Source organism: Paenibacillus sp. FSL H7-0735 (assembly GCF_038008505.1).
In the GTDB taxonomy this organism is placed as follows: Bacteria; Bacillota; Bacilli; order Paenibacillales; family Paenibacillaceae; genus Paenibacillus_AQ; species Paenibacillus_AQ odorifer.
Map to the genome: position 1 here is coordinate 2,501,585 of NZ_JBBOZH010000001.1, position 24,426 is coordinate 2,526,010.

At 40.5% G+C, this 24,426-nt stretch carries 22 protein-coding genes and 1 tRNA gene; 17 read left to right on the top strand and 6 right to left on the bottom strand.

Annotated elements, in window-relative coordinates:
- The first annotated feature begins 170 nt into the window (after positions 1–170).
- The 3 genes from NSS82_RS32675 to NSS82_RS11255 all read left to right on the top strand — a co-directional run bounded on the left by NSS82_RS32675 (position 171) and on the right by NSS82_RS11255 (position 3,580).
- A complete protein-coding gene (locus NSS82_RS32675) occupies positions 171–239 on the top strand; it encodes a hypothetical protein (protein WP_370511326.1) in 69 nt (22 codons plus the stop codon).
- 74 nt (positions 240–313) lie between these two features.
- Positions 314–3,394 (top strand): metallophosphoesterase, encoded by a 3,081-nt coding sequence (locus tag NSS82_RS11250; protein ID WP_076106510.1) that lies wholly within the window; start codon positions 314–316, stop codon positions 3,392–3,394.
- 113 nt (positions 3,395–3,507) lie between these two features.
- A tRNA-Lys gene (locus tag NSS82_RS11255) sits at positions 3,508–3,580 on the top strand.
- A 151-nt stretch (positions 3,581–3,731) separates the two neighbouring features.
- Here NSS82_RS11255 and NSS82_RS32680 read toward each other — a convergent pair.
- Positions 3,732–3,797, bottom strand: a complete 66-nt coding sequence (locus NSS82_RS32680; RefSeq protein WP_368665799.1) for a putative holin-like toxin — start codon at positions 3,795–3,797, stop codon at positions 3,732–3,734.
- A 74-nt stretch (positions 3,798–3,871) separates the two neighbouring features.
- Entirely contained in the window at positions 3,872–4,330 is a 459-nt protein-coding gene (locus tag NSS82_RS11260; protein WP_076273112.1) for a MarR family winged helix-turn-helix transcriptional regulator, read from the bottom strand.
- A gap of 169 nt (positions 4,331–4,499) precedes the next feature.
- On the opposite strand from NSS82_RS11260, the gene NSS82_RS11265 reads away from it, so the two are divergent.
- The gene (locus tag NSS82_RS11265; protein ID WP_076273113.1) at positions 4,500–5,375 is read left to right on the top strand and encodes an SDR family NAD(P)-dependent oxidoreductase; all 876 of its coding nucleotides are present in this window, start codon (positions 4,500–4,502) and stop codon (positions 5,373–5,375) included.
- Positions 5,376–5,711: 336 nt separating this feature from the next.
- Here NSS82_RS11265 and NSS82_RS11270 read toward each other — a convergent pair whose 3' ends face one another.
- On the bottom strand, positions 5,712–6,287 hold the full coding sequence (locus tag NSS82_RS11270) for a TetR/AcrR family transcriptional regulator (RefSeq protein ID WP_076107543.1): 576 nt from the start codon (positions 6,285–6,287) through the stop codon (positions 5,712–5,714).
- A gap of 192 nt (positions 6,288–6,479) precedes the next feature.
- On the opposite strand from NSS82_RS11270, the gene NSS82_RS11275 reads away from it, so the two are divergent.
- Positions 6,480–7,685: an MFS transporter gene (locus tag NSS82_RS11275; protein ID WP_076273114.1), complete on the top strand. Its 1,206-nt coding sequence runs from the start codon at positions 6,480–6,482 to the stop codon at positions 7,683–7,685.
- Positions 7,686–7,791: 106 nt separating this feature from the next.
- On the opposite strand, the gene NSS82_RS11280 is transcribed toward NSS82_RS11275, so the two are convergent.
- Positions 7,792–8,157 (bottom strand): VOC family protein, encoded by a 366-nt coding sequence (locus NSS82_RS11280; RefSeq protein WP_081382354.1) that lies wholly within the window; start codon positions 8,155–8,157, stop codon positions 7,792–7,794.
- A gap of 209 nt (positions 8,158–8,366) precedes the next feature.
- Here NSS82_RS11280 and NSS82_RS11285 point away from each other — a divergent pair, with 209 nt between their 5' ends.
- The 12 genes from NSS82_RS11285 to NSS82_RS11340 all read left to right on the top strand — a co-directional run bounded on the left by NSS82_RS11285 (position 8,367) and on the right by NSS82_RS11340 (position 22,207).
- On the top strand, positions 8,367–9,149 hold the full coding sequence (locus tag NSS82_RS11285) for a helix-turn-helix domain-containing protein (protein ID WP_076098504.1): 783 nt from the start codon (positions 8,367–8,369) through the stop codon (positions 9,147–9,149).
- 209 nt (positions 9,150–9,358) lie between these two features.
- Positions 9,359–11,140, top strand: coding sequence for a cache domain-containing sensor histidine kinase (locus tag NSS82_RS11290; RefSeq protein WP_076273115.1), 1,782 nt, complete (start codon positions 9,359–9,361; stop codon positions 11,138–11,140).
- 5 nt (positions 11,141–11,145) lie between these two features.
- Positions 11,146–12,342 carry a response regulator transcription factor gene (locus tag NSS82_RS11295; RefSeq protein WP_076273116.1) on the top strand — a complete coding sequence of 399 codons (1,197 nt, stop codon included), beginning with the start codon at positions 11,146–11,148 and terminating at the stop codon, positions 12,340–12,342.
- Positions 12,343–12,371: 29 nt separating this feature from the next.
- Positions 12,372–13,649, top strand: coding sequence for an ABC transporter substrate-binding protein (locus NSS82_RS11300; protein WP_076273117.1), 1,278 nt, complete (start codon positions 12,372–12,374; stop codon positions 13,647–13,649).
- A gap of 138 nt (positions 13,650–13,787) precedes the next feature.
- Complete coding sequence (locus NSS82_RS11305) at positions 13,788–15,272, top strand: glycoside hydrolase family 68 protein (RefSeq protein WP_076098518.1); 1,485 nt, start codon at positions 13,788–13,790, stop codon at positions 15,270–15,272.
- A gap of 93 nt (positions 15,273–15,365) precedes the next feature.
- Positions 15,366–16,916: a glycoside hydrolase family 32 protein gene (locus tag NSS82_RS11310; RefSeq protein WP_076273141.1), complete on the top strand. Its 1,551-nt coding sequence runs from the start codon at positions 15,366–15,368 to the stop codon at positions 16,914–16,916.
- Between the two features lie 165 nt (positions 16,917–17,081).
- On the top strand, positions 17,082–17,660 hold the full coding sequence (locus NSS82_RS11315; protein WP_076273118.1) for a TetR/AcrR family transcriptional regulator: 579 nt from the start codon (positions 17,082–17,084) through the stop codon (positions 17,658–17,660).
- A gap of 90 nt (positions 17,661–17,750) precedes the next feature.
- Positions 17,751–18,212: an FMN-binding protein gene (locus NSS82_RS11320; RefSeq protein ID WP_076273119.1), complete on the top strand. Its 462-nt coding sequence runs from the start codon at positions 17,751–17,753 to the stop codon at positions 18,210–18,212.
- Positions 18,213–18,233: 21 nt separating this feature from the next.
- Positions 18,234–18,755 carry a flavodoxin family protein gene (locus NSS82_RS11325; protein WP_051491057.1) on the top strand — a complete coding sequence of 174 codons (522 nt, stop codon included), beginning with the start codon at positions 18,234–18,236 and terminating at the stop codon, positions 18,753–18,755.
- Positions 18,756–18,898: 143 nt separating this feature from the next.
- On the top strand, positions 18,899–19,543 hold the full coding sequence (locus NSS82_RS11330) for a hypothetical protein (protein WP_036679224.1): 645 nt from the start codon (positions 18,899–18,901) through the stop codon (positions 19,541–19,543).
- 507 nt (positions 19,544–20,050) lie between these two features.
- Entirely contained in the window at positions 20,051–20,791 is a 741-nt protein-coding gene (locus NSS82_RS11335; RefSeq protein ID WP_076273120.1) for a WD40/YVTN/BNR-like repeat-containing protein, read from the top strand.
- A gap of 177 nt (positions 20,792–20,968) precedes the next feature.
- Positions 20,969–22,207, top strand: a complete 1,239-nt coding sequence (locus NSS82_RS11340; RefSeq protein WP_076273121.1) for an RICIN domain-containing protein — start codon at positions 20,969–20,971, stop codon at positions 22,205–22,207.
- Between the two features lie 17 nt (positions 22,208–22,224).
- Here the strand turns inward: NSS82_RS11340 and NSS82_RS11345 are convergent, their stop codons facing one another.
- Together NSS82_RS11345 and coaA are read right to left on the bottom strand one after the other, a co-directional pair.
- Positions 22,225–23,169 (bottom strand): glycosyltransferase family 8 protein, encoded by a 945-nt coding sequence (locus tag NSS82_RS11345; protein WP_076273122.1) that lies wholly within the window; start codon positions 23,167–23,169, stop codon positions 22,225–22,227.
- A 166-nt stretch (positions 23,170–23,335) separates the two neighbouring features.
- Positions 23,336–24,271, bottom strand: a complete 936-nt coding sequence (gene coaA, locus NSS82_RS11350) for a type I pantothenate kinase (protein WP_036679230.1) — start codon at positions 24,269–24,271, stop codon at positions 23,336–23,338.
- Positions 24,272–24,426 lie beyond the last annotated feature (155 nt).

A 24,426-nucleotide genomic window follows, 5' to 3' on the forward strand; every position in this document is an offset into this window, starting at 1 on the left:
GGTGCACTGATTCTGAAAGCAGAAGTAAGGACATTGTCCGGTACGGATTTTGAGCGTTTAATGGAGCTGTATTACATAGAAATCAAGGCTATACCGTACAACTGGTCGGCGGATAAGGTGATCATTAAGTAGATTTGATCCTTAAAGGCAAAGAAGGTTATAAAATCGCCGTGCAGTGCAAGCGCTGGAATCAGGTTGTCGGAAATGATATTGTATTGCGGCTTAAAGCTAGTCTTTAGTTTGATGTTGATTAAAGTTTTGATTAAGATTTATTATCACAAAATACTAAATATTAAAATTATTGGAGGGTTATATGTCTAAAATATGTGTTCTTCATCTTTCAGATTTACATATTTCTGAAAGAGATGATTTTGATACAAAAGGAATAAGAGAAGCCTTATTAAAGGATTTACTTCAGAAGAAAGCAGAGAAAGGATTAGTTGTAGATATTGTGGCAATTACTGGAGACTCAGTGGATAAAGGTGGAACACAAGGGTCATTTCAAATTGCCGAAAACTATTACATTCAACTATCGCAGGAATTAGGTATAGATAGAGAGAGACTATTATTGGTTCCTGGAAACCATGACTTCCCCAGAAGAAAAGCTGTGGAAGTTTTGTTAGCGAACACTCACAAAGAAAATTATTATGATGAAGTTCAATTTAATGAGTACTGGGAGACATTCGAAACTCGTCAAAAACAGTTTTTTGCTATGGCAGAAAAAGTAACTGGAGTGACAGACTATAGTTTTACTAAATATGGCGGAGCGGTAAGAAATATTAAGATTAACAATAGTATAATTAAAGTCATTATGATTAACTCATCTTGGTCATGCGTGGGAAAGGGGGATTATGGTAATTTAATGGTTGGAAAGCCGCAGTTGGAAGAATTGACAAGAATTAGCAAGAGTTTACCTGAGGCTGATTTAACTATAGGGCTTGTTCATCATCCATTTGAATGGCTAGATAAAGACGAAAGAGAGATGTGTGTAGATTATCTTACAAGCAGTCAAAAAATTAAGGTTGATGCAATTTTACATGGTCATATACATTCGGGCAAGATCACTAGATTTTCTAATCCCGACAAAGACTTATTTAGCTTAATCAGCGGTATTGGTTATCCGGAAAAAGGGGATAAAGGGATTGGAAGGAATAAAGTTTCGAATTGCAGATATGCGATATACACATTTGATACAATTTCGGGCAATGTGAATGTCCAACTAAGGATATCTAGTGAGTCAGGTACTTTTTCTTCTGATACATTAATGTATGACTTGGGAAAAGAGAACGGAATTTTTGATACGTTATATAAAGAGCCACTTATAGAAAAATTCACGGCAGTTACACAAGAAGTGGTATTGAAAAGATCGGAATTTCTGACTATTGAAGTTGATTTCGTTCCGAAAATCAGTGATTGGGTTGGTAGAGGTGATGAATTGTTATTACCCCAAAAAAGAGAAATTTCAGTTATCTCAATTACTGGTGTAGGAGGACAAGGGAAGACAGCGTTAGCATCAGAGTATTTAAGAAAATATTCTCGTGGAGATAGTCCTAAGTATGATTATGGAATTTGGATTGACTGCAGAGAACTTCCTGAGTCTTTTCATTACAAACTGATAGAATCACTCGAAAAAGTATCTGGAGGACTTGAAACAGTAACACTATATAAAGATGAAAGGCTAGAGGATACAGTAAAGAGATTTTTGAAGTATTTAAATAAATATAAATTATTAGTTGTGTTTGATAATATAGATGCGTATGTTAAAGTTGATTCTGAAGGTCCGGTAGAAGAATTAAAACCTTTGTTTAATTCTCTTTGTAACAATGAGCATTCAAGCTTGGTTGTTTTCACTTGCAGGCCCCCGCTAGTCCATTCGAGTTCGAATTTTCAACATATACAATTGAAAGGCCTTGATACGTCTGTGGCAGCTGATTTTTTTGCGAGAAGAGGTATAAAATCATCTGGTGAAAATGCTGAAATTTATGCGCGAGAAGTTTTCAAACTTACAAACGGTCATCCATGGTGGCTTGGATTGATAGCTGGACAAGTCAATGTAAAACAAGAGTCTTTAAAAAAGTGTGTTGAGAGATTAAAGCGAGGTGAAGAAACAACTGGTGGTAGTATACAAGAATATTTTAAGGATATTTGGCAGCAGTTGAATAAAGAGAGACAGAATCTTCTAAGATATTTAGTGGTAGGTCATAGACCATTAAATGAAGATGAAGTCAGTTTGGCTGTTACTACTGACTATGGGCCAGATAAGTTAAAAAAAGAATTAAGGAGACTTACTAGGTTAGGATTAATAGAGCCACATGAAAGTGGTATGAACGATGTATCAACCTTAACCTATCAAGTACATCCATTAATTCGTGAGTTTGTACATCAGTCGTACCCTCCTGCATCACAAGAACGTTTTGTGAAGGGGGTTTTATGCGTATTTTTACCCCAGAGTGTTTTAAATTATTTATTCAATAAAACTGAAAAACCAATGATTGAAGCATCAATGCGGCCAGCCCACTTAATTGATTCTATAGAGACATGTTTGAATTCTCGCAGTCCTGAAAAAGCATTAAATCTTATAGGGGCATATACTTCATTGCTTTACGATGGGGGTTATCATCATCAATATTATTCTTTAGGGTGTAGAATACTAGATTCAACGGACTGGAAGGACGTGAAAATGGTAACCCTTGCTAATAATATTTCCTTTTTGCACTCATTTCTACCGCACCTATGCAGTATAGGAGAAAATTTAAAGTGTGACTTTTATTTACGAAAGTATAATTCTATGATTGAAGAAGGAACTCACAGTCATGTGAATTATTTGTCTTTAGCGAGTAGGATTGCATGGATTAAAGGTAACAATATTGAAAGTATTCGATTAGCTGAAGAGCATATCTTACTTTCCTCTAAGCTTGAGGTCATTCCATCTACTACAGTTTTGAATTATCATGCTCTAGCGTTAAGAGATAGCGGTGAAGTAAAAAAAGCACTAGAGATATTTCAACAATTCGAAATGGAAGAGAAAAGCGATAAGTCAACTTATTATGGGAATTGTGCAAGATGTTACTTTAAATTGAATGATTTCCAATCAGCTGAGAGATATATTCGTAAATCCCTTAAAATTCTGATAGCAAGAGAAAGCTATCATGACATACAGAATATAGGGTATGCCTATCTATGGATTGCGGATATAATGTTTGAAAGACAAAATTTTAAGGACTCTAAGGCATTTTTGTTATTAGCTGAATCTATATGGAAGGAATATGCTCCAGGACTATTATTTAAAATTCACGAGGTCGAGCATAAATTTATTTTAAATGAAACTTGGCACCTTGAGCCTGTGAGTTTAGAAGAGGCCAAGATAATAGAAAACAGGTTTCTTGACACCTAACAATTATTGAATTCAAAAAAATGGGCAGTGCCCCTGACAATCACGCCAGAGCGCATCGCTGGCAGCGATGAGGTCAGGGGTTCGATCCCCCTTGGCTCCACCAAACATCATATGGACTCTTAGCTCAGTTGGTAGAGCAGTAGACTCTTAATCTATTTGTCCAGGGTTCGAGCCCCTGAGAGTCCATCCTAAAGAAACGGCAGAAATGCCGTTTTTTTGCTGTTTGGGGAGTGAGTGACTTTTTATTTGGTTTTGATCGTGGTATAGTTTGGGTAGATAAAAGTGGCTTCGGAAGTTTAGTCAGGAAATAGACCGCATTCCTTTGCGAGAGGACGGTCTATTTCTTTTTGAGGTAGTTGAGCAATGCAATAATGAACATACCGAACATGAACAACAGTGACAATTGCTGACTCCAATTACAGACAATCCATATCTAAAGAAACAGCAAGATGCTGTTTCTTTTTTTGTTCCCATTTATTAATTATCATTAAATCCATTAAACTCCTGAAGCATTTGGATAAAGGTTTCAAGCTGTTGATTATCCCATTGGGCTATGCGCTCATAAAATATGAACTCCTTATCCTGTAACGCGTCAAAGGTTTTTTGCCGTCCAAGATCAGTGAGAGTAAGAAGTATAGCTCGACGATCGTTAGGGGAGTCTTCCCTTCTAACATAACCCAAATTCTCGAGTTGCTTGATGAGACGGCTGACTGAACTACGATCCATAGCCGTTGATTCTGCCAACACAGAGGCGCTTGTTGGTCCATAAGAGTACAGCCAACGGACTATATGGAAAGCAGCAGGCTGTATAGTTGAATCGAAAGCGGCAGCAGTTCTGACATTTAGGGCATGCGAAGCACTAATGAGGGCACTAATTTGTCCACCTAGCTTCAGTTCTAATTGCCCTCTCAACGTGTCTTTACGCTCGGCATTCATTGTTTTAGCCACCTAACCTTGAATTTTAAAAGTCGTTACACATCTATAAAGTTGACATATGTCAATCATCATCATATAGTTGATATATATCAATTATATGTTTTGGACAGTACGCTGTCAAAATGAAATTGGCCCTTATGATTTCCTTATATAAAGGAGAATGTTGAAGATGACAAAGCCGATTATTGTAATTACTGGAGCTACAAGCGGTTTGGGACAACTCGTTGCACTTGAAATGGCTAAGCGAGGTGCCCATCTTGTTCTGACTGCAAGGAGTAATACGCGTTCGGAAGCAACTGAAAAAATGATAAAGGAGAGCGTACCAGCAGCCGAAATTAGTTTTTTTTACGGAGATCTATCCTCAATGAAGGATGTCACTAGGTTAGGACAAGAAATATCTAATGTTTTTCCGAAGATAGATGTGTTAATAAATAACGCAGGGCTTCATGGGTTTGAACAGCGGATAACTGCCGATGGATTCTCAGAAATGATGGCTGTGAACTATTTTGCACCATGGTTATTGACACATACCTTAGAGCATTCTTTGAGAGCAGCAGGAAGTGCAAAAATCATAAATGTTGCTTCAGAAGCTTCACGCCGGCATGGAGTGCTAAAGTTGCCAGAAGATTTGCTCAATACAGCTTCCTTTACTTACAGGGGATCATCTGAGATTTATGGGAAAACCAAACTGTTAAATATTATGTTTACCAGTGAGCTTGCACGTCGCTGGGCGGGAACGGGAATCAGCGTTCATGCATTGAATCCAGGTTTTAATGTTACAGGTCTCGGGCGTGAACTTTGGTTTTCTTCGATGCTTAAGCACTTATTGAATTTCTTTCGTATTGGCGACCCTCGTAAAGGAGCGGAGATCATTATTCGTTTAATGACCGATCCTAAGTATCAAGAGAGCAGTGGGGGATATTTTAACGTTGGGACAGGCAATCCCATTGTACCCGTCCAACCGGGAGGAGATAGGGTAATGGAAAATAAATTATGGAACGATACGCGAGACATTTTGCAGCAGAAAGGTTTCATTGGAAACTGATGTGATTAGTGAAACTGACCACATGTCCGTTCGAATCACCTATTTATGATCCTGCGGACCGCATAGTTCTTATTTTCTATATAAGGTGCAATTAGTCGAGTGATCGGACCGTATCGCACTTATTCCCTCATCAGTAGCAGTATTTTGCTTTGAAAAGACTAGATAAGTGCGTAGGAGTCCGATAGCTTGGGAAAACGCCCTATAATGAGAAAATAAGAGCACCTCGGTCCGTTGTATCTGATCCTTCCGTCAGTCCGACGTTTTATAGTACTACGAGCAGAAATAGACCGCATCTCTGGTGAGAGAGGGCGGTCTATTTTTCCATTACCGTTCCCGTTAGTTACGTATTCCTTGAAAAGCGTACCTCACCAACTGCTGCACATAAGCATCGTCTATGGGTTGGCCGGTCACCAGCAAGCGGTAGAATATCGGCCCGTAAATAAGATCGGTAACTACTTCAATATCGAGATTATCCTTCAATTCCCCGCGCTGAACACCCCGTTCCATAAGCAGCCGTGCCTCAAGCCGACGAGGCTGGAAATATCGGGTCCGATAAGCTTCTGCCAAGCCTGAATCCATCTGTCCTTCGCCAATGATCTCCGTAATGATTTTACCCTCTCGACTAATCAGGAACCGGGATAAGTTCGTTGCATGCATGAGAATATCATCGAATACTGAACCTGTGTCAGGTACGGGCAGTCTGTCCGCAGCGGAGGATAGGAATCCATCCATCACCACGGCAGCCTTGTTAGGCCACCATTTATATATCGTAGCTTTGCTAACCTTGGCACGATCCGCTATTTTTTCCACCGTAACTGCTCCAAAACCAGTTTCCAATAATAAATCATAGGAAGCGGAAAGAATAGACTTCTCCGTCTCAACATTACGCGGACGCCCTCGTTTACTCTCCATCTGAAATCACCCTTTCGTTAATCTGTTTCCAATCAAAATATAAACTATACGTTCAGTATACTAAAAAAACCTGAAAAAATAAATGACCATCGCCTATTTACAAAACGATACGTTCAGTATATTATTTAAACATGAATTAGTGAACTGAACGTACAGTATTTAAATCATTAAGATAATCTGAGGAGGATTCACATGCAAAAAGAACAAGCGGTGAAAGAGAACCACATTTCAAGTTGGATGATGTTTATGTTAGCAGCTGCATGCGGGCTTATCGTGGCCAATCTTTATTATGCTCAAACCCTTGTTGGACCTATCAGTGTCTCGACAGGACTTTCTTCTACAGCCGCAGGATTGATCGTCACTTTAACTCAAATCGGTTATGTTGTAGGTTTGTTATTTATCGTGCCGCTGAGTGACATTGTTGAGAATCGGCGCCTCACGATAATCACGTTAATGGTTGCGGTGGGTGCATTGCTGGTTGCAGCTTTCGCAGCTAATGCGTCTTTGTTCCTGACAGCATCTTTGTTTATAGGAACCGGTTCTGTGGTAGCCCAAATCCTGGTGCCTTATGCCACCTATTTAGCGTCTGAAGAGCAGCGTGGCCGTGTGGTTGGTAATGTTATGAGTGGACTCTTGCTAGGCATTATGTTTGCCCGGCCAGTGGCAAGCTTTATCACCAGCATCTGGGGATGGCAAGCCGTGTTTATTTTTTCAGCGGTCGTCATCACGTTGTTAGCCATTCTGCTGTCGCGATTTCTTCCTGAACGTAAACCTGCACCTTCGGTAAGCTATGGTAAATTAATTGTCTCTTTAGGCACCCTTTTAAAACAAACGCCTATATTGCGCCGACGTGCCTTATATCAAGCTTGTTTATTTGGAGCTTTTAGTCTCTTTTGGACGGTGGTTCCGTTGCGGTTGGCGGATGATTTTGGAATGTCGCAGCAAGGTATCGCATGGTTTGCTTTAGTAGGTGTTGGTGGGGCTGTAGCCGCGCCGATTGCTGGAAGACTGGCAGATAAAGGTTGGAGCAAATGGTTAACCGGGCTGGCCATGATCATTGCCACCTTGTCTTTTTTACTAATTCATCTTTTCCATAGCCACTCAACTTTTGCTCTCATTCTGCTCTTTATTTCCGCGATTACATTGGATATGGCCGTATCCGGAAATCTTGTACTCGGACAGCGTGTGATTTATTCATTGGGTAGTGAAGCGAGGGGGCGTCTTAATGGGATCTTTATGGCGATTTTCTTCGTGGGTGGAGCCGTTGGATCATCTTTGGGTGGTTGGGCTTATGCCTATGGGGGATGGACCTTCGCCTCACTCATCGGAGTGATCCTGCCGCTATTGGCTTTGGTTTACTTTTTCACTGAAAAAAGATCAACTAAAGCTGTTGAATAAAGCCTTGCTTTAAGAGTGGGGGTTAGGTTTTACACGGCAGAATAGACCGCTACCTTTGGTTAGGGCGGTCTATTTCTTTTTGAGGTAATAACGCGCTTGATAAACGTTAGTTATGCTCCGCTAACTGCACCTCAAACCCGTCCGGGTCCAGGATATAAAAGAACCGCAGGTGGGGATTGGGGGCGATTGGTCCGCGCGCTACTGGGATACCTTGGCTTTTTAAACTCTCCATCGCTTCATCAAGTGAATCCACTTCGAAACCCACAGAAACGCCACATTCCGGCTTCAAAGCCGGGTCACTTCCCTGAATAAGCTCGATCTTGGGTTGCCCCTCCAGACCTAACATGACGATCTGTTTTCCACTGCTCTCAAATCTACGCTCAATGGGTAGCCCCAGTATCCGGTTATAAAAATGAAGGGAAGCCTCCAGATCGCGGACCCGAAGCGTAATCCAATTCATACTCAATTTCATGGTTTTATAGTCTCCTCTGATGAATATTCTATATCGTATATTATACGCTATCATCTTGCCCGGAAACAGGGAGAATGGGGAATCAAGAACGTTTAATGAGGATAAAAGCCCGCAAAATCAGCTGTGCAACCAGTGGTTGACAGTATGTAAGGGTAGATAGGTAGTCAATTACAGAACGTTATAATATGATGAGCATGAGGTGATGGCGAATGGACTTTGCAAATAAATTGCAAAGCTATAGGAAACAGAGAGGAATGTCCCAGGAGAACTTGGCGGAGGTGATTGGTGTTTCGCGGCAAGCCGTGTCTAAGTGGGAATCAGGTCAATCCTATCCCGAAATGGATAAGATGATTAGTTTAAGTGAATTATTTCACGTAAGTTTGGATCATCTGGTGAAGGATGCTTCAAGCGATACCAAAGCAGAGCATGTCGCAAGCCCCGTATATGTAGATCTGAATTCCTTGTTTCATTATGAGTACAAAAGTAAGAGAACATGCTTTGGAATTCCTCTGGTTCATATCCATATCGGACGGGGGCTATACGTTGCCAAAGGGGTTATTGCCATAGGTAATGTTGCGATTGGTGCTGTATCCATTGGTATTGTTGCTTTGGGCGGATTATGTTTAGGTGCGCTTGCTTTAGGACTCATCAGCTTTGCAGGTCTGGCTCTAGGGCTTTTGTTAGCCGTTGGGGGCATTGCGGCGGGTACAATGGCCGTTGGTGGAATAGCATTGGGGATATTTGCTGTTGGAGGTTTAGCTGTAGGTATGTTCTCCTTGGGTGGTCTCTCTATCGCTTCCCATATTGCAATGGGTGGATATGCAAGCGGGCATATAGCTATAGGGGATACCGTAAAAGGTGCTTATACCTTTATTACTCAAGATAATAATTTCAACGACATCAAGGGGGAGGAGGTAAGACAGTTAATTCAGCAAGAATACCCCCATCTTTGGAAGCCCATTGTGCAGGGAATTATTTCAATCTTCAAATAGCTGATTAATTTGCGGAAATTTCTTTACGGTTGTTTCATATGGATATAATCTGGGTAATAAACGATTGGCGTTTGTCATATATGGATCCGGCAAAAATACTTGTTGCTCAGCAACAAGTATTTTGATTTTGTGTTGGATATTTGTGAAAATATAAAACCTGATATTAGATTTTTTGCTGAAAACCGAAATTTTTACAGAGGAGTATTTATTTGAAAAGCATTCATAAGCGCTTATTATTCTTGCTGCTTGTGTTTATAATTCTACCGTATTTTTTATCCGTGTTGTTGATCTATCGGCAGACGAAAGAGAATGTGGAACGACATGAACTTGAGAACAGCCAAGAGCAAATTCAGCAGGCGTCAGCCGATCTAGAGCAATATTTTGATGAAATCATTAATCTTCCATATATTTTATACCGAAATCCAGACTTATTCAGGGTGTTTGAAGAAGGGTTAGAAGAAGATTTTTATTTTAAGCAGCTTGAAATTAATAAGGGTATGACTAACTTCTATCTCATGAGGAGTGAAATTCGTCAGATTCGTTTATTCATAAACGAAGAGAAAAGCTCATTTACAGTTTATAATGCCATGTTAAGTTCCCGTAAAAGGAATCCGGATTTATTACAGCAAGCTTCCATTCAGAAGCTGATGAGCTCTAATAGCAATTATCTTATTGAAGCTCCGCATCTGATTGAGAACTATAACGATACCTCCATTATGCCTCCTTCGGATAAAACGATGGTCTTGACGGTTCATCACAAAATTGTGGATGTCCTAACGCAGGAATTTCTGGGCGTCATCACTATAGATATTGATTTGGACAAGATTGCTCATATCGCTAATCATTTTCTACAGAAAAATAAAGAGAGCGTGTGGCTTTCCGATGCGGAGGATCATGTCATTTACGCCAGTGATGAAACATGGATAGGCAAAACCGTTCCTGATGAACTGCAAAGGAAAATAAGTCCGGCACAGGCAGATACTAAATCTCCAGAAGGAGATATTGTGTTTACTAGAACATTGCAGGAACCGATAAAAGAGTGGCATTTTGCTAAGGTAACCCCGAGCTCTTTTTTATTTGAAGATGTAAGGAAAACCGCCTATACAAACATCATTGTAGGTGTGGTTGTAGGTGGACTGGGCTTGATAATGATAACAATCATTTCATATGGATTTACACGGCCGATAAAATTGCTTAGTCAAAAAGTCCAGCGCATCGAGGGGAGGAATATGAATGCCCCATTCGACGATATGCGGGAGGACGAAATCGGTATTCTAGAAAGACATATCAAGGAGATGATGAATCGGATCAACCGTCACATTGACCGGGAGTATAAGCTTGAGATAGAGAACAGGAAAAATCAGCATAGGGCGCTAAAGTCGCAGATTAATCCGCACTTTTTATTTAATTCTTTACAATCCATTGCTGCTGTTGCCCTACTCTCTGAATCTCCAAAAGTATATCAACTGATTACCTCTTTATCCAAAATGATGCGGTACTCGATTCGTGTGGATCAGAAGGCGACGGTTCAAAGCGAAGTGGATTATGTACAGGCTTATTTGAATCTTCAAGCGGAACGTTTTCAGACTGATTTTAGCTATTCCATTGATATACCTAAAGATATTTTTGATATTCCGGTTCCCAGTATGATCCTGCAGCCGCTCGTTGAGAACTTTTTTAAGCACTGTTATGACGAGGGCTATGAACAAGCTTACATCCATATTTATGGTGAAATACAAGGTGAATATTTGAATCTAGTCGTAGAAAATAACGGAAACAGCGTGACGGATGATGAACTTGAGGCATTAAAAAATAATCTCTACACACCGGTTAACGAAGGCAATCCTTCTTTTGCACATATCGGGTTAAAAAACATTCATGATCGCTTGGTTCTTCATTTCGATCACACAGCGGGAATCAAACTGGATTCAATGCAGGGACAAGGGTTCACTGTACGGCTAGTAATTCCACTCTACCTAAAGGAGAAGTAACATTTATGAAAGCTCTTATTGTAGATGATGAGTCTAATGTTAGAAAAATCATCCGTTTTTTGGGACGGTGGGAACAATACGGGATTACCGAAGTGCTGGAAGCCAGAAATGGTCTCGAGGCTAAGGCGTTGATTGAGCAGAAATCTCCAGAGATCATAATGACAGATGTCAAAATGCCCAAAAATAGCGGGATGGAGTTAATCGAGTGGTTGGCTGCTAAAGACTATCCGGGAAAAGTGATTATGATTTCAGGGTTTGACGATTATTGTTTCATGCGTAAAGCGTTTAAGCTGGGATGCTTTGATTATTTGATGAAGCCAATTGAAGAGAAAATGCTGAATGAAACTATAGAAGGGGCGTTGAGAGCCTGGGAACAAGAAGAGGGAGACCGTCGCAATATGGAGTCCGGATTTTATGAAGAGGTAAAAATGTTTCGCTTAAACAGGGAGATTACTGCTGCTTGTAACGGTGAAGCTTTTGATGCAGGCGAAATTGCCTCAGCTCTCCCACAGGCAGACGTATACGACTTCACCATGATGTATTTTTACCAATCTCACTATTCGGAGCCATACATTCAGCTTTTGACCGAAGAACTGGCTACACGGGAGTGGGGAAATGCATTTACGCTTCAAAATGATCCTAATGTCTGTGTGATTCTGTCCCTTCATGGACAGTTTTTCCCGATAGAGGAATGGATTACCCAGCATTTTGATATACCTGTTCGTTTGGTTAGCGGCCCTTCCCTCCAATCGCTCGCAGAGATATCGTTATCTTTTCAATCTGCACAAAGGTCTATGGCTGAACAAAATTTTAGAGCAATCCATCGTTTGGCGGATTTAGATGATGTTAGGCGTATGAATGATATTGTCGCATTTGTAGATGAGCATTATATGGAAGAGTTAAGTTTGGACAAATTATCCGCCCGTTTTTTTCTGAGCCGAGAACATATCTCGCGGAGATTTAAGCAAGAAGTAGGGATGACTCTTACTAACTACGTCATTCATTTACGAATAAATCAAGCGAAACAGTGGTTACTGGAATCGGATGAAAAGATGTACTCGATTGCCTTAAAGCTAGGGTATCAAGATGAGATTTATTTCTCTAAGCTGTTCAAAAAAAACGTCGGTATGACGCCTGCTGAATATCGTAATTCACAGGGAGCAAGAGAAATAGACGCGGAAGTCAGGATAGCCAATACATAAGTTCATTGTTGAATGCATCTGGGGGAATTATGAAAATAAAAAGGGTTCAAATGATTATCGTGGGGTTGATTACGCTAACGCTTTCTTCATGTGGTGCGCATACACGTCCACTGAAGGAAGCGGATTTGAAGGTAGCGGATAAGACAGTCACTTTGGAGGTACTGAATCCTAAAGTGGAAATTTCTATAGAATTCGAGCAGATGGTTAAGGAATATGAAAAGGAAAACCCGAATATTAACGTGGAAATTCTAACCTTTGGCGGAGGAGCTAACTACCTTGATGAGCTAAAGGCGAGGTTTGCGGCCAATGTTGGTCCGGATATTTTTCCAAATGGCGGTTATGAAGAAGCGAGGGCATGGAGTAGATATCTTGAAGATTTATCGGATCAACCCTGGGTGGAACAGGCTTATGACGAGGCGCTAGAACCGATGAAGATGGACGGGAAAATATACGGGATGCCGATCAATTTTGAAGGCTACGGTTTTATTTATAATAAGGATTTATTCGCAAAGGCTGGGGTTACTCCTCTCCCGACAACGTTTACTGAATTAAAAGTGGCGGCGAAAAAGCTGAAGGCTATAGGTGTGACTCCTTTTTCTGTTGGGTATTCCGATCATTGGTTTTTTGTACTTCTGTTGAATATTGCTATTGCACAACAGGAGGAGCCGGATGCTTTTATTCAAGGGTTAAACAACGGAACACAATCTTTTCGAGAGAATAAGGAAGTTAAAGATGTCATTCGGATGCTGGATTTGACCGTACAATATGGTAACGAAAATTTTTTGACAACAGATTATAATTCGGAAGTTGAGTTATTTGCAACAGGGAGAACGGCGATTCTTAAACAAGGGAATTGGGTTCAGTCTAAAATTGATCAAATATCGCCGAATATGAATATCGGTTTTTTACCCATGCCTATTAATGATGGTGCCGAAAACAATGCGTTGCCAGTAGGGATATCTAATAATTGGGCTGTTAATAAAGAATCTTCGCCAGAAAAGAAGAAGGAAGCCAAAAAGTTTTTGAACTGGATGGTTTCCTCGGAAACAGGGAAAAAGTTCATGAAGGATCGCTTTCATTTTATTTCAGCTTTTAAAAATATAGAGACGGACCGTTCGGGAGCGCTTGTAAAAGATCTTATGCGATACGTCGATGAGCAGAAAACATTATCTTGGAATTGGTTCAAATTCCCTCCCAGAGCAAGAGAGGAGTTTGGCTATCTTATGCAAGCTTATGTAGGAGAGCAAATCAATCGGGATCAATTGCTTCAAGAGCTTCAAAAATCGTGGGATACCCATGTGAAGTAATAAAACCAAATCAATATAACCCTGTAAATGCATCAATTCACGACATACTCATAACGTCTACTCTTCATTAGAATTTAAAAGGGGAACAGCACAAAGGAAGACCGAAACCCAAATTTAAAGTATAAGAGGAGTTAGATGATGAATTTCAAGAAAATGATTAAACAAACAACAATCCTAACCTTTACAGCTGCTTTAATGTTAGGTGGAGCTACTCAAACCTTTGCGAAAGGAAATAACAAGCCGAACAAGCCGGAGTACAATGACTACGGTTTCTCTCATATCACTCGCGCTGACATGTTGAAATTACCCAAACAACAAAATAGTAATCAATTCCAAGTCCCAAAATTTGATGCTTCAACGATTAAGAACATTCCTGCAGCCGTTAAGTTCGATGAGAATGGAAACAAAATTGAAATGGATGTTTGGGATACTTGGCCGCTGCAAAATGCAGATGGAACTGCAGCAAGTTATAAGGGGTATCAAATTGTTTTTGGTCTGGCGGGCGACCCTAATAATGGATCAGACACATTTATTTATTTGTTCTATAAGAAAGAAGGAGACAACTCTATCAGCAGCTGGAAGAATGCCGGCCGGGTGTTTAAGGATAGTGACAAACTTGTACCTGATGATTATGTTTTAAACAATCAAGCCGAAGAATGGTCCGGTTCAGCAACCATGACATCTGATGGCAAAGTTCGCTTGTTCTACACCAATCGTCATCCTTGGGATCCAGATCGCGGATTTTACGGGAAACAAACTTTAACTACAGCTCAAATTAATGTCTCTGCCCCGGATGGGGATACCCTTAAGATTGATGGCGTAGAAGATATGAAATCCATCTATGACGGTAATCAAGGTGAAATTTATCAAAGTCTTGATATCACCGGTTTCAGCAAAGGCGATTACGACGATAATCATACCTTAAGAGATCCTCACTATGTGGAGGATAAAGGCCACAAGTATCTTGTGTTTGAAGCAAATACAGGGACAACTACGGGTTACCAGGGTGAAGAATCTCTCTTTAACAAAGCTTATTATGGTAATAGCAATGCCTTCTTCCAAGCGGAGAAAAAGAAATTACTAAGCAGTGCTGACAAAACATCTGCGGAAACCGCGAATGGTGCGCTCGGTATCATTGAATTAAATAATGATTATACATTCAAAAAAGAAATGAAGCCGCTACTTGCCTCCAATACCGTGACAGATGAAATTGAACGTGCGAACATATTTAAATTGAATGGCAAGTGGTATCTGTTCACAAGCTCAAGAGGTTCTAAAATGTTCATTGATGGCATTGATGATGAAGACATCTACATGCTCGGGTACGTATCTAATTCTTTAAACGGACCGTATAAACCATTAAATGGTACAGGACTTGTCCTCCATCAAGATCTTAATCCTTATGATATTACCTGGACTTATGCTCACTTTGCGATTCCGCAAGTGAAAGGGAATAATGTAGTCATCACAAGTTACATGACGAATAGAGGTTACTTTGGGGATCATCATTCCACTTTTGCCCCAAGCTTTGTGCTGAATATTAAAGGCTCCAAGACTTCAGTTGTACCGAACAGCATTTTGGAACAAGGGCAATTGACACTTAAAGGTAACAAACCGTATTAATTATTTACAAAGTAAATGCCGATGTAGTTGGCGTTTACTTTTCTTTTTATAAGCAATGTGAAAAAAGCGAGGTATATTTTGAATAAGAAAAAAATGATAGGAATCACTATATTAATCCTTTGTTTAATTTGTATTGTGACAATAGTATTAGTAACTTATGGCGCTGGAGAGAAGAATAAGCCGGGGACCGACGTTCCTGATCATAAACCTACCACTCGGGCTAGCTATCATTTCACTGTACCTGAGCATTGGAAAAACGATCCGCAGAAGCCCATTTATTTTGATGGTAAATATCATTACTATTATCTCTATAATGCTGATTACCCGGATGGAAATGGTACAGAATGGAGACATGCCACATCAACGGATTTGGTGAGCTGGACAGATGAAGGCGTTGCGATTCCAAAATATACAACACCCAATGGTGATCCCTGGTCAGGATCTGTTGTTGTTGACGATAGCAATACAGCAGGTTTTGGCGAAGGGGCAATTGTGGCGATTTTAACACAGCCCTCTGCAGAGGCGGGGAAGCAAGAACAATATTTATGGTTCAGTACGGATCGTGGGCTGACGTTTAAATCATATAGTGATGATCCTATTTTGCCAAATCCGGGCACAGAAGATTTCAGAGATCCGAAGATAATATGGGATCAACATTCTCATAAATGGGTGATGACACTAGCCGAAGGTACGAAAGTAGGCTTTTACGAGTCTGACAATTTAAAGGATTGGCACTACACAAGCGGCTTCGAAACAGAAAATATCGGAATTGTGGAGTGTCCTGACTTCTATATGATGCGGGCGAATGATGGCACTTATAAATGGGTTCTTGGGGTCAGTGCAAATGGTAAGTCGATAGGTAAACCCAACACGTATGCCTACTGGACTGGAGATTTTAATGGGAATGAATTTATCACGGATTATCATGAACCACAGTGGCTAGATTATGGATTTGATTGGTATGGTGCTGTAACGTTTGAAGAGGGAAAGGATAAGGATCAATACAATCATCGATATGCTTTGGCCTGGATGAATAATTGGGATTACCCTCATGTTACCCCCAATCTTAACGAAGGTTTTAACGGAATGGATTCAATCGTGCGTCAAATAAAATTAACACGAGATGAAGAGCAATCGTATCAGTTAGTATCACACCCCATCGAAGCATTAGATCAAATGGTAACTTCAACGGATTCCTTGCAAAAAATAAAAGTGAACGGCTCGTCAACACTTGATATCACAGGTGAAAATTACCAGCTCGATGCAGATCTATCTTGGTCAGAGAGTACCAATGTAGGCTTAAGACTTCGTGAATCAGCAGATAAGACGCGCCATGTGGATGTAGGAGTGTTTGTTGAAGGACAATATTCTTATGTTAACAGAGCCTTTACTGGACAACCTGATAAGAGTGACAGATATCTTGAAAGCAAGGCCCCCTTTGATGTGAACAAGAAAAAAGTGCATCTGAAGATCCTTGTGGATAGAACAAGTATTGAAGTTTTTATAGATGATGGTGAAATTGTATTTTCTAATGAAATTTTCCCGGAAATAAATGATCAAGGCATTACCTTGTTTTCTGAAGGTGGCACCGCGATTTTTAATAATGTTGTAATTAAGCATTTTGGCAAAGATCAGAATGATTAGTCAGAATTTTTCTAATTCTTGCGCAATAAGAGGGCACTCCAACCTAATTTGGGTGATGCTATAGATGTTAATGCTTTTGGTGATCTATTTTTGCATTGACATACCAAGCTGTTAACACTATGATATGAATGAAAAAATAATTATTCATTCACGGAGAGACGAAAAGTGGAAGACAAAAAAACAAAGATATACGAATGCGCGAAAGAGCTATTTAGCAATAAAGGCTTTAAAGATACTAATGTTTCTGGCATTACCAAAATGGCTGGAATAGCTGTAGGAAGTTTTTACAACTATTATCCCTCTAAGGAAAAGCTTTTTATGGATATTTTTTTAGAGGAAAACGAAAAGCTCAAAAAAAGCTGTATGCAATCGCTCGATATGAGCCAAAGCCCACTGGCAGTAATACGGCAGATGATGGCGCTTAATTTGGAAGGTATGATAGCCAACCCCATTCTTAAGGAATGGTATAACAAATGTGTTTTCGCAAAAATCGAACAGTTGTACCGTGAAGAAACCAACATTCAGGTAAACGACTTCTTGTATGATAGCTTCCATGAAATCATTAAGCAGTGGCAAGCCGATGGTAAAATGCGCAGCGATATGGATAGTAAAATGATTATGATGATTTTCGCCGCTATGATTAATGTGGAAACCCACAAGGAAGAAATCGGGCTGGAGTATTTTCCACAACTTCTGGACAATATGCTGGAACTAATCATGAAGGGTTTGACAGACTGCCCCTAATACACTTATGGTGCAGTTTTTTTTCTTGTAAAATGAATGAATAATTAAATATTCATTCGAAATTGAAATCCAAAGGAAGGAGGCAAGCAGGTGAGTAAGAGAAGAGGAAAAAAGCGAAAATTCAATAAATGGATTATTGTTCTCAGCATTCTATGCGTGATTACAGTCATAGGTTGGATAGGTGGTATTCTCTTGACTGCTCCGGGAAGGCATGAGGTTCAGCAGCTTACTATCAACGTCATAGATATACAGAATCTGCGGGAGGGTACCTATGTGGGGGAATACATTGGCATCAAAGATCATTCCAGAGATACCAAGGTGAGGGCAATAATATCTGCTGAACGGCTGACAGATATCAAAATACTCAAAGGTGCCTTGGACAAAACAGGGAACCCTGCTGAACTGAAGGATGGTCTAGGCATTGGTGATTTGTTTAGTCATGTGATTGAATCGCAGTCTCTTCAGGTGGACGTTATCAGCGGTGCAACGCTTATCTCTAAAACACATCTTAAGGCACTCGAAAATGCCCTACAGCAGGCGGAGACGAAATAATTCATTTTAAGGAGAATTTATATGAACATTGCAGTCATTTCGTATTCATTCACAGGTAATAATGAAGCATTAGCAAGGAGTGTGGCGAATGCGTTGTCGGCTGAACATATCCGAATCTCGGAAGCCAAACCCCGAACACTCGGTAGGATTACCTTCGATATGATTTTTGACAGGATACCGTTGGTTCAACCGAAGCCTGAGCAAATAGGAAAATATGATATTATCCTATTTTTTGGACCGGTTTGGATGGGGAAAGTGGCCACACCGCTCCGTGCCTATTTAAAGGATTTGAAGAAAAATCCGCAAAAGTATGGTTACCTTTCAATCAGTGGCGGAGCTGACGGTCCAAATCCGAAGGTGCCAGGGGAGCTCAGAAAAAGAACTGGAGCAGATCCTGTTGTATTCATCGAGCAGCATATCGCTGATCTGATATCGGCAGATCACAAACCTGCACGTAAAGATACCTCAGCTTATAAGTTAAATGAGGGGGATATTAATCAATTAACTGGTAAAATAGTGAAGAAAGTAAGGGATATGATCTAGCTATTGAGCTCCAGCGAGACGAACAGAGAAACGGCAAAGCTGCCGTTTTTTTGTTTTCTCTGCAATCTGGTAGAAATTGTTCTATTATAAAGTGTTCGTTCAATTCGCTAGATGGTATGATAGGTATGGGAGGGAATTATAAAATGAACAATGAGACGACTAATGAAAATGAAATAACAAATGAGAATGAGGAAGTAAATGATAATACAGAAATGTCTGAAGAGGATATGGCACAGCTGCTAAAGGCTGTTCACCATAACGGCCTTGTAGCATTGAGAGTACACTTTAAAGATGTTGAAGGACAAGTATTGAACATGGAAGCCTACGGTCCTGTTTTTGTTTTTCACGTGAAAACTGAATTAGATCAGGTGTATTCCTGCGGATTTTTTCTGCGCGAGTTAATTGCAAGATTCCAGTCGGGTAAGGATCCGGCAGCATGGATGGCCTCATTCTTCGTTGAGCTGATGAAAATTGAGGGAGGCAAAACACTTCCAAAACCACCAGCAAGTGAAGAAGAAGCAAAAGGGATCATTGACAATGTGTTAGTTCCGCTTTGTATTGAGGAAATTACCCAAGAATTTGCTCCAGAAAAAGTGCATGTCGGGCTAGCTTGGAACGAGAAATTGGGACCAGTCTTCGAGGCTGGATTTCCAGCGATCACCGATGGGAATAACGTATGTGCATTCCCGCTTCATCTGTTGCTGACCCATTTGCAATTGAACCGGGATCCATCTGAGCTGCTTGTTCAGGGTATGTATAACATCCGCAGAGAACATGGATTGGAGTAAAACAGGCTCTGAGCCCTGACCATCCATAACCCAAAGAAACGGCAGAAATGCCGTTTCTTTTTCTTTTGACATTCAAAGAGTAGATCCTTGCTTGATGAATTCATTCATATCTACTTTGAGCTGATAGCTTTAAGCTGATAACCTGCTGCTTGAAGGTTTCGTTCACATTATCTTCGGACTGTATAGCGCTTATCTTTGCTTTTTAGCTCCATTTACCGAACTCGCGGACCGTATAGCACTTATTGTCTGTTTATTGCCTATAAAAGTAGGAGGATTAGCCAAATAGTTGCATCTCAGTCCGTTAACAGAAGAATTCTCTTGAAAATGAACCAATAACGTCTCCTCGGTCCGATAGGCCTTGGTGTTGCTGGATTATATAAAGAAACTGTAAATACTTTTCAGATATTTTAGGATAAAATTTCATTTACTGAATACGTTTGCGGACCAAGCTATATGTACAGCACCACTATACTTTTTCAGAAAAATAACAGAAGGTGTGGTAACAAGATGAAATATCTAGTTTCAATACTACTAATTGCTGCAGTGATAGCATCTGGTTGTTCCAATTCCACTCCAATCCCTCATCCAACTTCTAATCAGGAAACTTCTCCTTCTCCTTCTCCTAATCCTAATCCAAATACAAATTTGAATTCTGATACTGATTCTTCAGATAACCGCAGAGAAGATACTGTGTTCCTCAACAAAAATATAGGTTGGAAAGCAGTCTATCATTTTCAAGGAATGTCACGTGAAGATATGGAGCTTTATACAACTAGTGATGGGGGAGAGACTTGGAAGGAGATGGGGGATAGCTTACAAGCAGGAAGTACTCTTCCTAGCGGGGTGAAATCGGGACTTACTTTTGTTAACGAAAAAGAAGGCTGGATTACAACGAATGCGCCTTGGCAGGGAAAAGTTGGTTTATATAAAACAATGGATGGTGGAGTTACCTGGAGTGAACAGACAGTCACAGTGCCGGATGAGTTAGTAAACTCGCAAATCTATGCTTATCCTCCCCTCTTTCTTACGAAGGATCAAGGAATCTTAATTACTCGGCCCGCTGAAAATGAACATACATTGTTATATATAACGATAGACGGGGGACAACATTGGAAATCATTCCTTGACGATCAAAAGGACCAGTATGTTGGTATCGCATGGACGCTCTCAGAGAGTATGGCGACGGTAAAATACGCAGAGAAAACCTGGACATTAAGCATGCAGAACTATGGAAAATGGTCCCTTTAATCGAAATGTTGGCATATTGCGTTTAGAAAAGACGTACACATCAAATGAAGCGAGGCGTTAACCTGACTCTGGCTGTTATAGCTGTTTATGGGATAACGTTTTGTTTTATCCATTATTCGAAACCGGTTTCAAATGTGCGAGCGCGCCGCGCAATGAAATCAGTAGGAGGAAAAGACGATGTTACGAAAAGGAAAAATGTTAAGTCTATTTCTGCTGTTCACCCTATTAATTGCTTGGGTACCTACAGGGAGTTCAAGCGCGGCATCAAGCTGGAATCTGGCATGGAGTGATGAATTTGATGGGAATTCTCTGAACACTAATAATTGGTCGGCGGAAATAGGTACGGGTAGCGGAGGTTGGGGAAACAATGAGCTTCAGTATTATACCAGTCGTCCGCAGAACCTGCAGGTAACGGGTGGGAATTTAGTGATTACTGCACAAAAGGAGTCGTATGGGGGGATGAATTATACCTCTGCACGGATCAAAACACAGGGACTCAAAAGCTTCACCTACGGAAAAATCGAAGCTAGAATCAAATTACCTTCAGGACAGGGACTCTGGCCAGCATTTTGGATGCTTGGGGCGAATATTGATTCAGTGGGTTGGCCGAAATCTGGGGAAACGGACATTATGGAGCGTGTGAACAATAATGCTTTTGTTAACGGGACGGTACATTGGGATGCCAATGGGCATGCCGAGTACGGTCAGGTATCTAGTAACCTCGATTTCTCACAGTACCATGTGTACAGCGTGGAATGGGATGCGAATTATATAAGATGGTTTGTAGACGGCAACCCGTTTAATGCTTTTTATATTGAGAACGGAACCGGAAATACGGAGGAGTTCCAGAAACCTTTCTTCATCCTGCTAAACCTTGCCGTGGGTGGAAATTGGCCGGGAAGTCCAAATGCTTCAACTGCTTTCCCAGCTCAAATGCTGGTTGATTACGTACGTGTGTATCAGGCTGCGCCTACCTCAAGCGTTGTTAGTGGTGGAATTTACACTTTAGCTGACAAGGCTAGTGGTAAGGTTCTGGACGTAGTGGATGTATCCACAGCAAGCGGGGCGAAAATGCAGCAATGGACCAATTACACTGCCAATAATCAGAAATTTAAAGTGGAGAGTACAGGCGACGGTTATTACAAGCTTACGGCAGTGCATAGTGGAAAAGTGTTGGATGTGCCGAACTCATCGACCGCGAGCGGTGTACAGCTGCAGCAGTGGGATGACAATGGTACCAACGCTCAGCGATGGAGCATTATTGATGTTGGAGGGGGCTATTATAAGCTTATTTCAAAAGTGAGCGGATTAGCCATGGATGTATCCGGAGCATCAACAGCCGATGGCGCAGCTGTCCAGCAGTGGACGGATAACGGGAGTGATGCTCAGAAATGGTTTTTTACGAAAGTGAACTAAAGAAATGCCGCCCCATATCAAATGGGGCTTTTTCTAATCGGTCTAATTTGTTTTAAATCGGATAAAAGAATAGGGGTTAAGTTCAACTGAACAATTTTTATTTTCTGCTTGTTTCTTTTTCGGGTGAGGTGTGGTTTTAAAGGGCTGCTTTTCCGTTTTCTTCGTCTGATTTTGGCTCTGGTGATTCTCCAAGGGGTTAGCTTTAGGAATTGCTGATATAGGGATGAACCCGCGGAATCTTTATTCCAGCATTTATCATCTCCGGCAAAATGGATGATTTTGTTAGTGAAATCATGGTCCGGAATGTTTGTGTTGAACGAATTAAAACGGATATCTAGGGGGAGGTAATTCCCACCAAAAACCGCATTCAGAACATCCTGATCTGGCATGGTGACATCAGGAAAGGTACGTAGGAAGGTTAGCATTTCTTCGTACCAGTTGGTATTCTGGCGGATATTATGCAAAGAAAATAAAATCACTCCGGAATTAAAATAAAGATCAGGATTTAATCCCTTAGCGCTCACAATATGAGCAACCTCTCTAATCCCCTGGTCCCAAATTGCGGCCAAATACTTGTCATTCAATTCAACCTGCCATAATTCAGTAATGTCCATATTCACTAATACATCGCAGTCCAGATAGATGATTTTGTCCACGGGTATTAGTGCAGGAAGAAGCAATCGATACATGCATGCCTGCGTCCATACATTAATGGAGTTAACATTGGCTAGCACCTGAGTTAGATCATCAGGCATAGTGATTGAATAAAAGCTAAGGGTATGATTATGTTTTGTAGTTAATGCGCTAAGCCTGCGCTTATTAGTTTCACTTAAAGAAACATCATGTAAAATATGAATATGAATTGGGGAACTCGTATGATGAAAAATTGACGCTAGAACGACTCCGGCATGTTCAGCATATTTCCCATCCTTATCTTGAAAAGCCAAGGCGATATCGATCATTTGATTTATCCTCTCTTCACGTTTGTGTACGAATGTACCACAGTATACGTTCGCCTTGATCAGAGGACAGAGACATTAAACCCAGAATATTCACCCAATTTGATGTGAGCACCAAAAAAACCAAGTGCTGAATCTCAGCAACTTGGTCGGCTAAGGACTTCAATCTTTATTTTCGCAGCTTAATTCGATCTACGTGATGATTGTTGTCCTTATGCATTATAAGATCCGCACGATTTCGGGTGGGCAGAATATTTTGCTGCAAATTAACGTAGTTTATTTCTTTCCAGATCCGCTTTGAGATTTCAATAGATTCCTCTAGAGACAGCTGTGCATATTTTTTGAAATAAGATTGTTCATCTTGGAAGGCAGTATCTCTGAGCTTAATAAACCGATCAATGTACCATGTCTCGATATCGTTTACATCAGCATCCACATAAATAGAAAAATCAAAAAAATCAGATACAAAATAGTTAGGCATATTATGATTATTTGTAATCGCAGTCTGAAGAACATTTAAGCCCTCAACAATTAGAATATCCGGATTCTCAATCGTAATATATTCATCTGGCACAATATCATAAGTTAAGTGAGAGTATACAGGGCTTTGGACCCGCGGCACCCCAGACTTCACATCCGTTAAAAAAGAAATTAAACTACGCGTGTCGTAGCTTTCAGGAAAGCCCTTTTTCGTCATTATACCGCGCTTTTCCAGCTCTGCGTTGGGATGTAGAAACCCATCAGTCGTAACTAAATCCACCTTTGGATGGGAAGGTAATTGTGAGAGAAGTTTTTGTAGGAGTCTGGCCGTAGTGCTTTTGCCAACAGCGACACTTCCCGCGATGCCTATGATAAATGGACCTTTTTTTACATCATTGTTCAGAAAGTGATTTATAGATTCATTAAATTTATGAGCAGATAGAAGTTGCAGATTTAGCAGATTGGACAGAGGAAGATAGACCTCGTTAACATCCTCGCTGGAGATTTTTTCATTAATACTTTGGACTTCCATAAGTTCTTCTTCTGATAATTGGATAGCGGTGAAATCGCTTAGTTTTTTCCAATCCTCACGTAAATAAAGTGTATATGCTGAATTATTCACCATTAAATTTTCCACATCCCTGAAGTTTTTAGAGATTTCTTATGCACTTAGGTATTATAACCGTTCATACAGCTTCATTCCATTCATTGTAATCGACATTATTATGGACATTAAGGAGATTGCATTTCAGTAAATGGGAAAATCAATTAAAATATAGA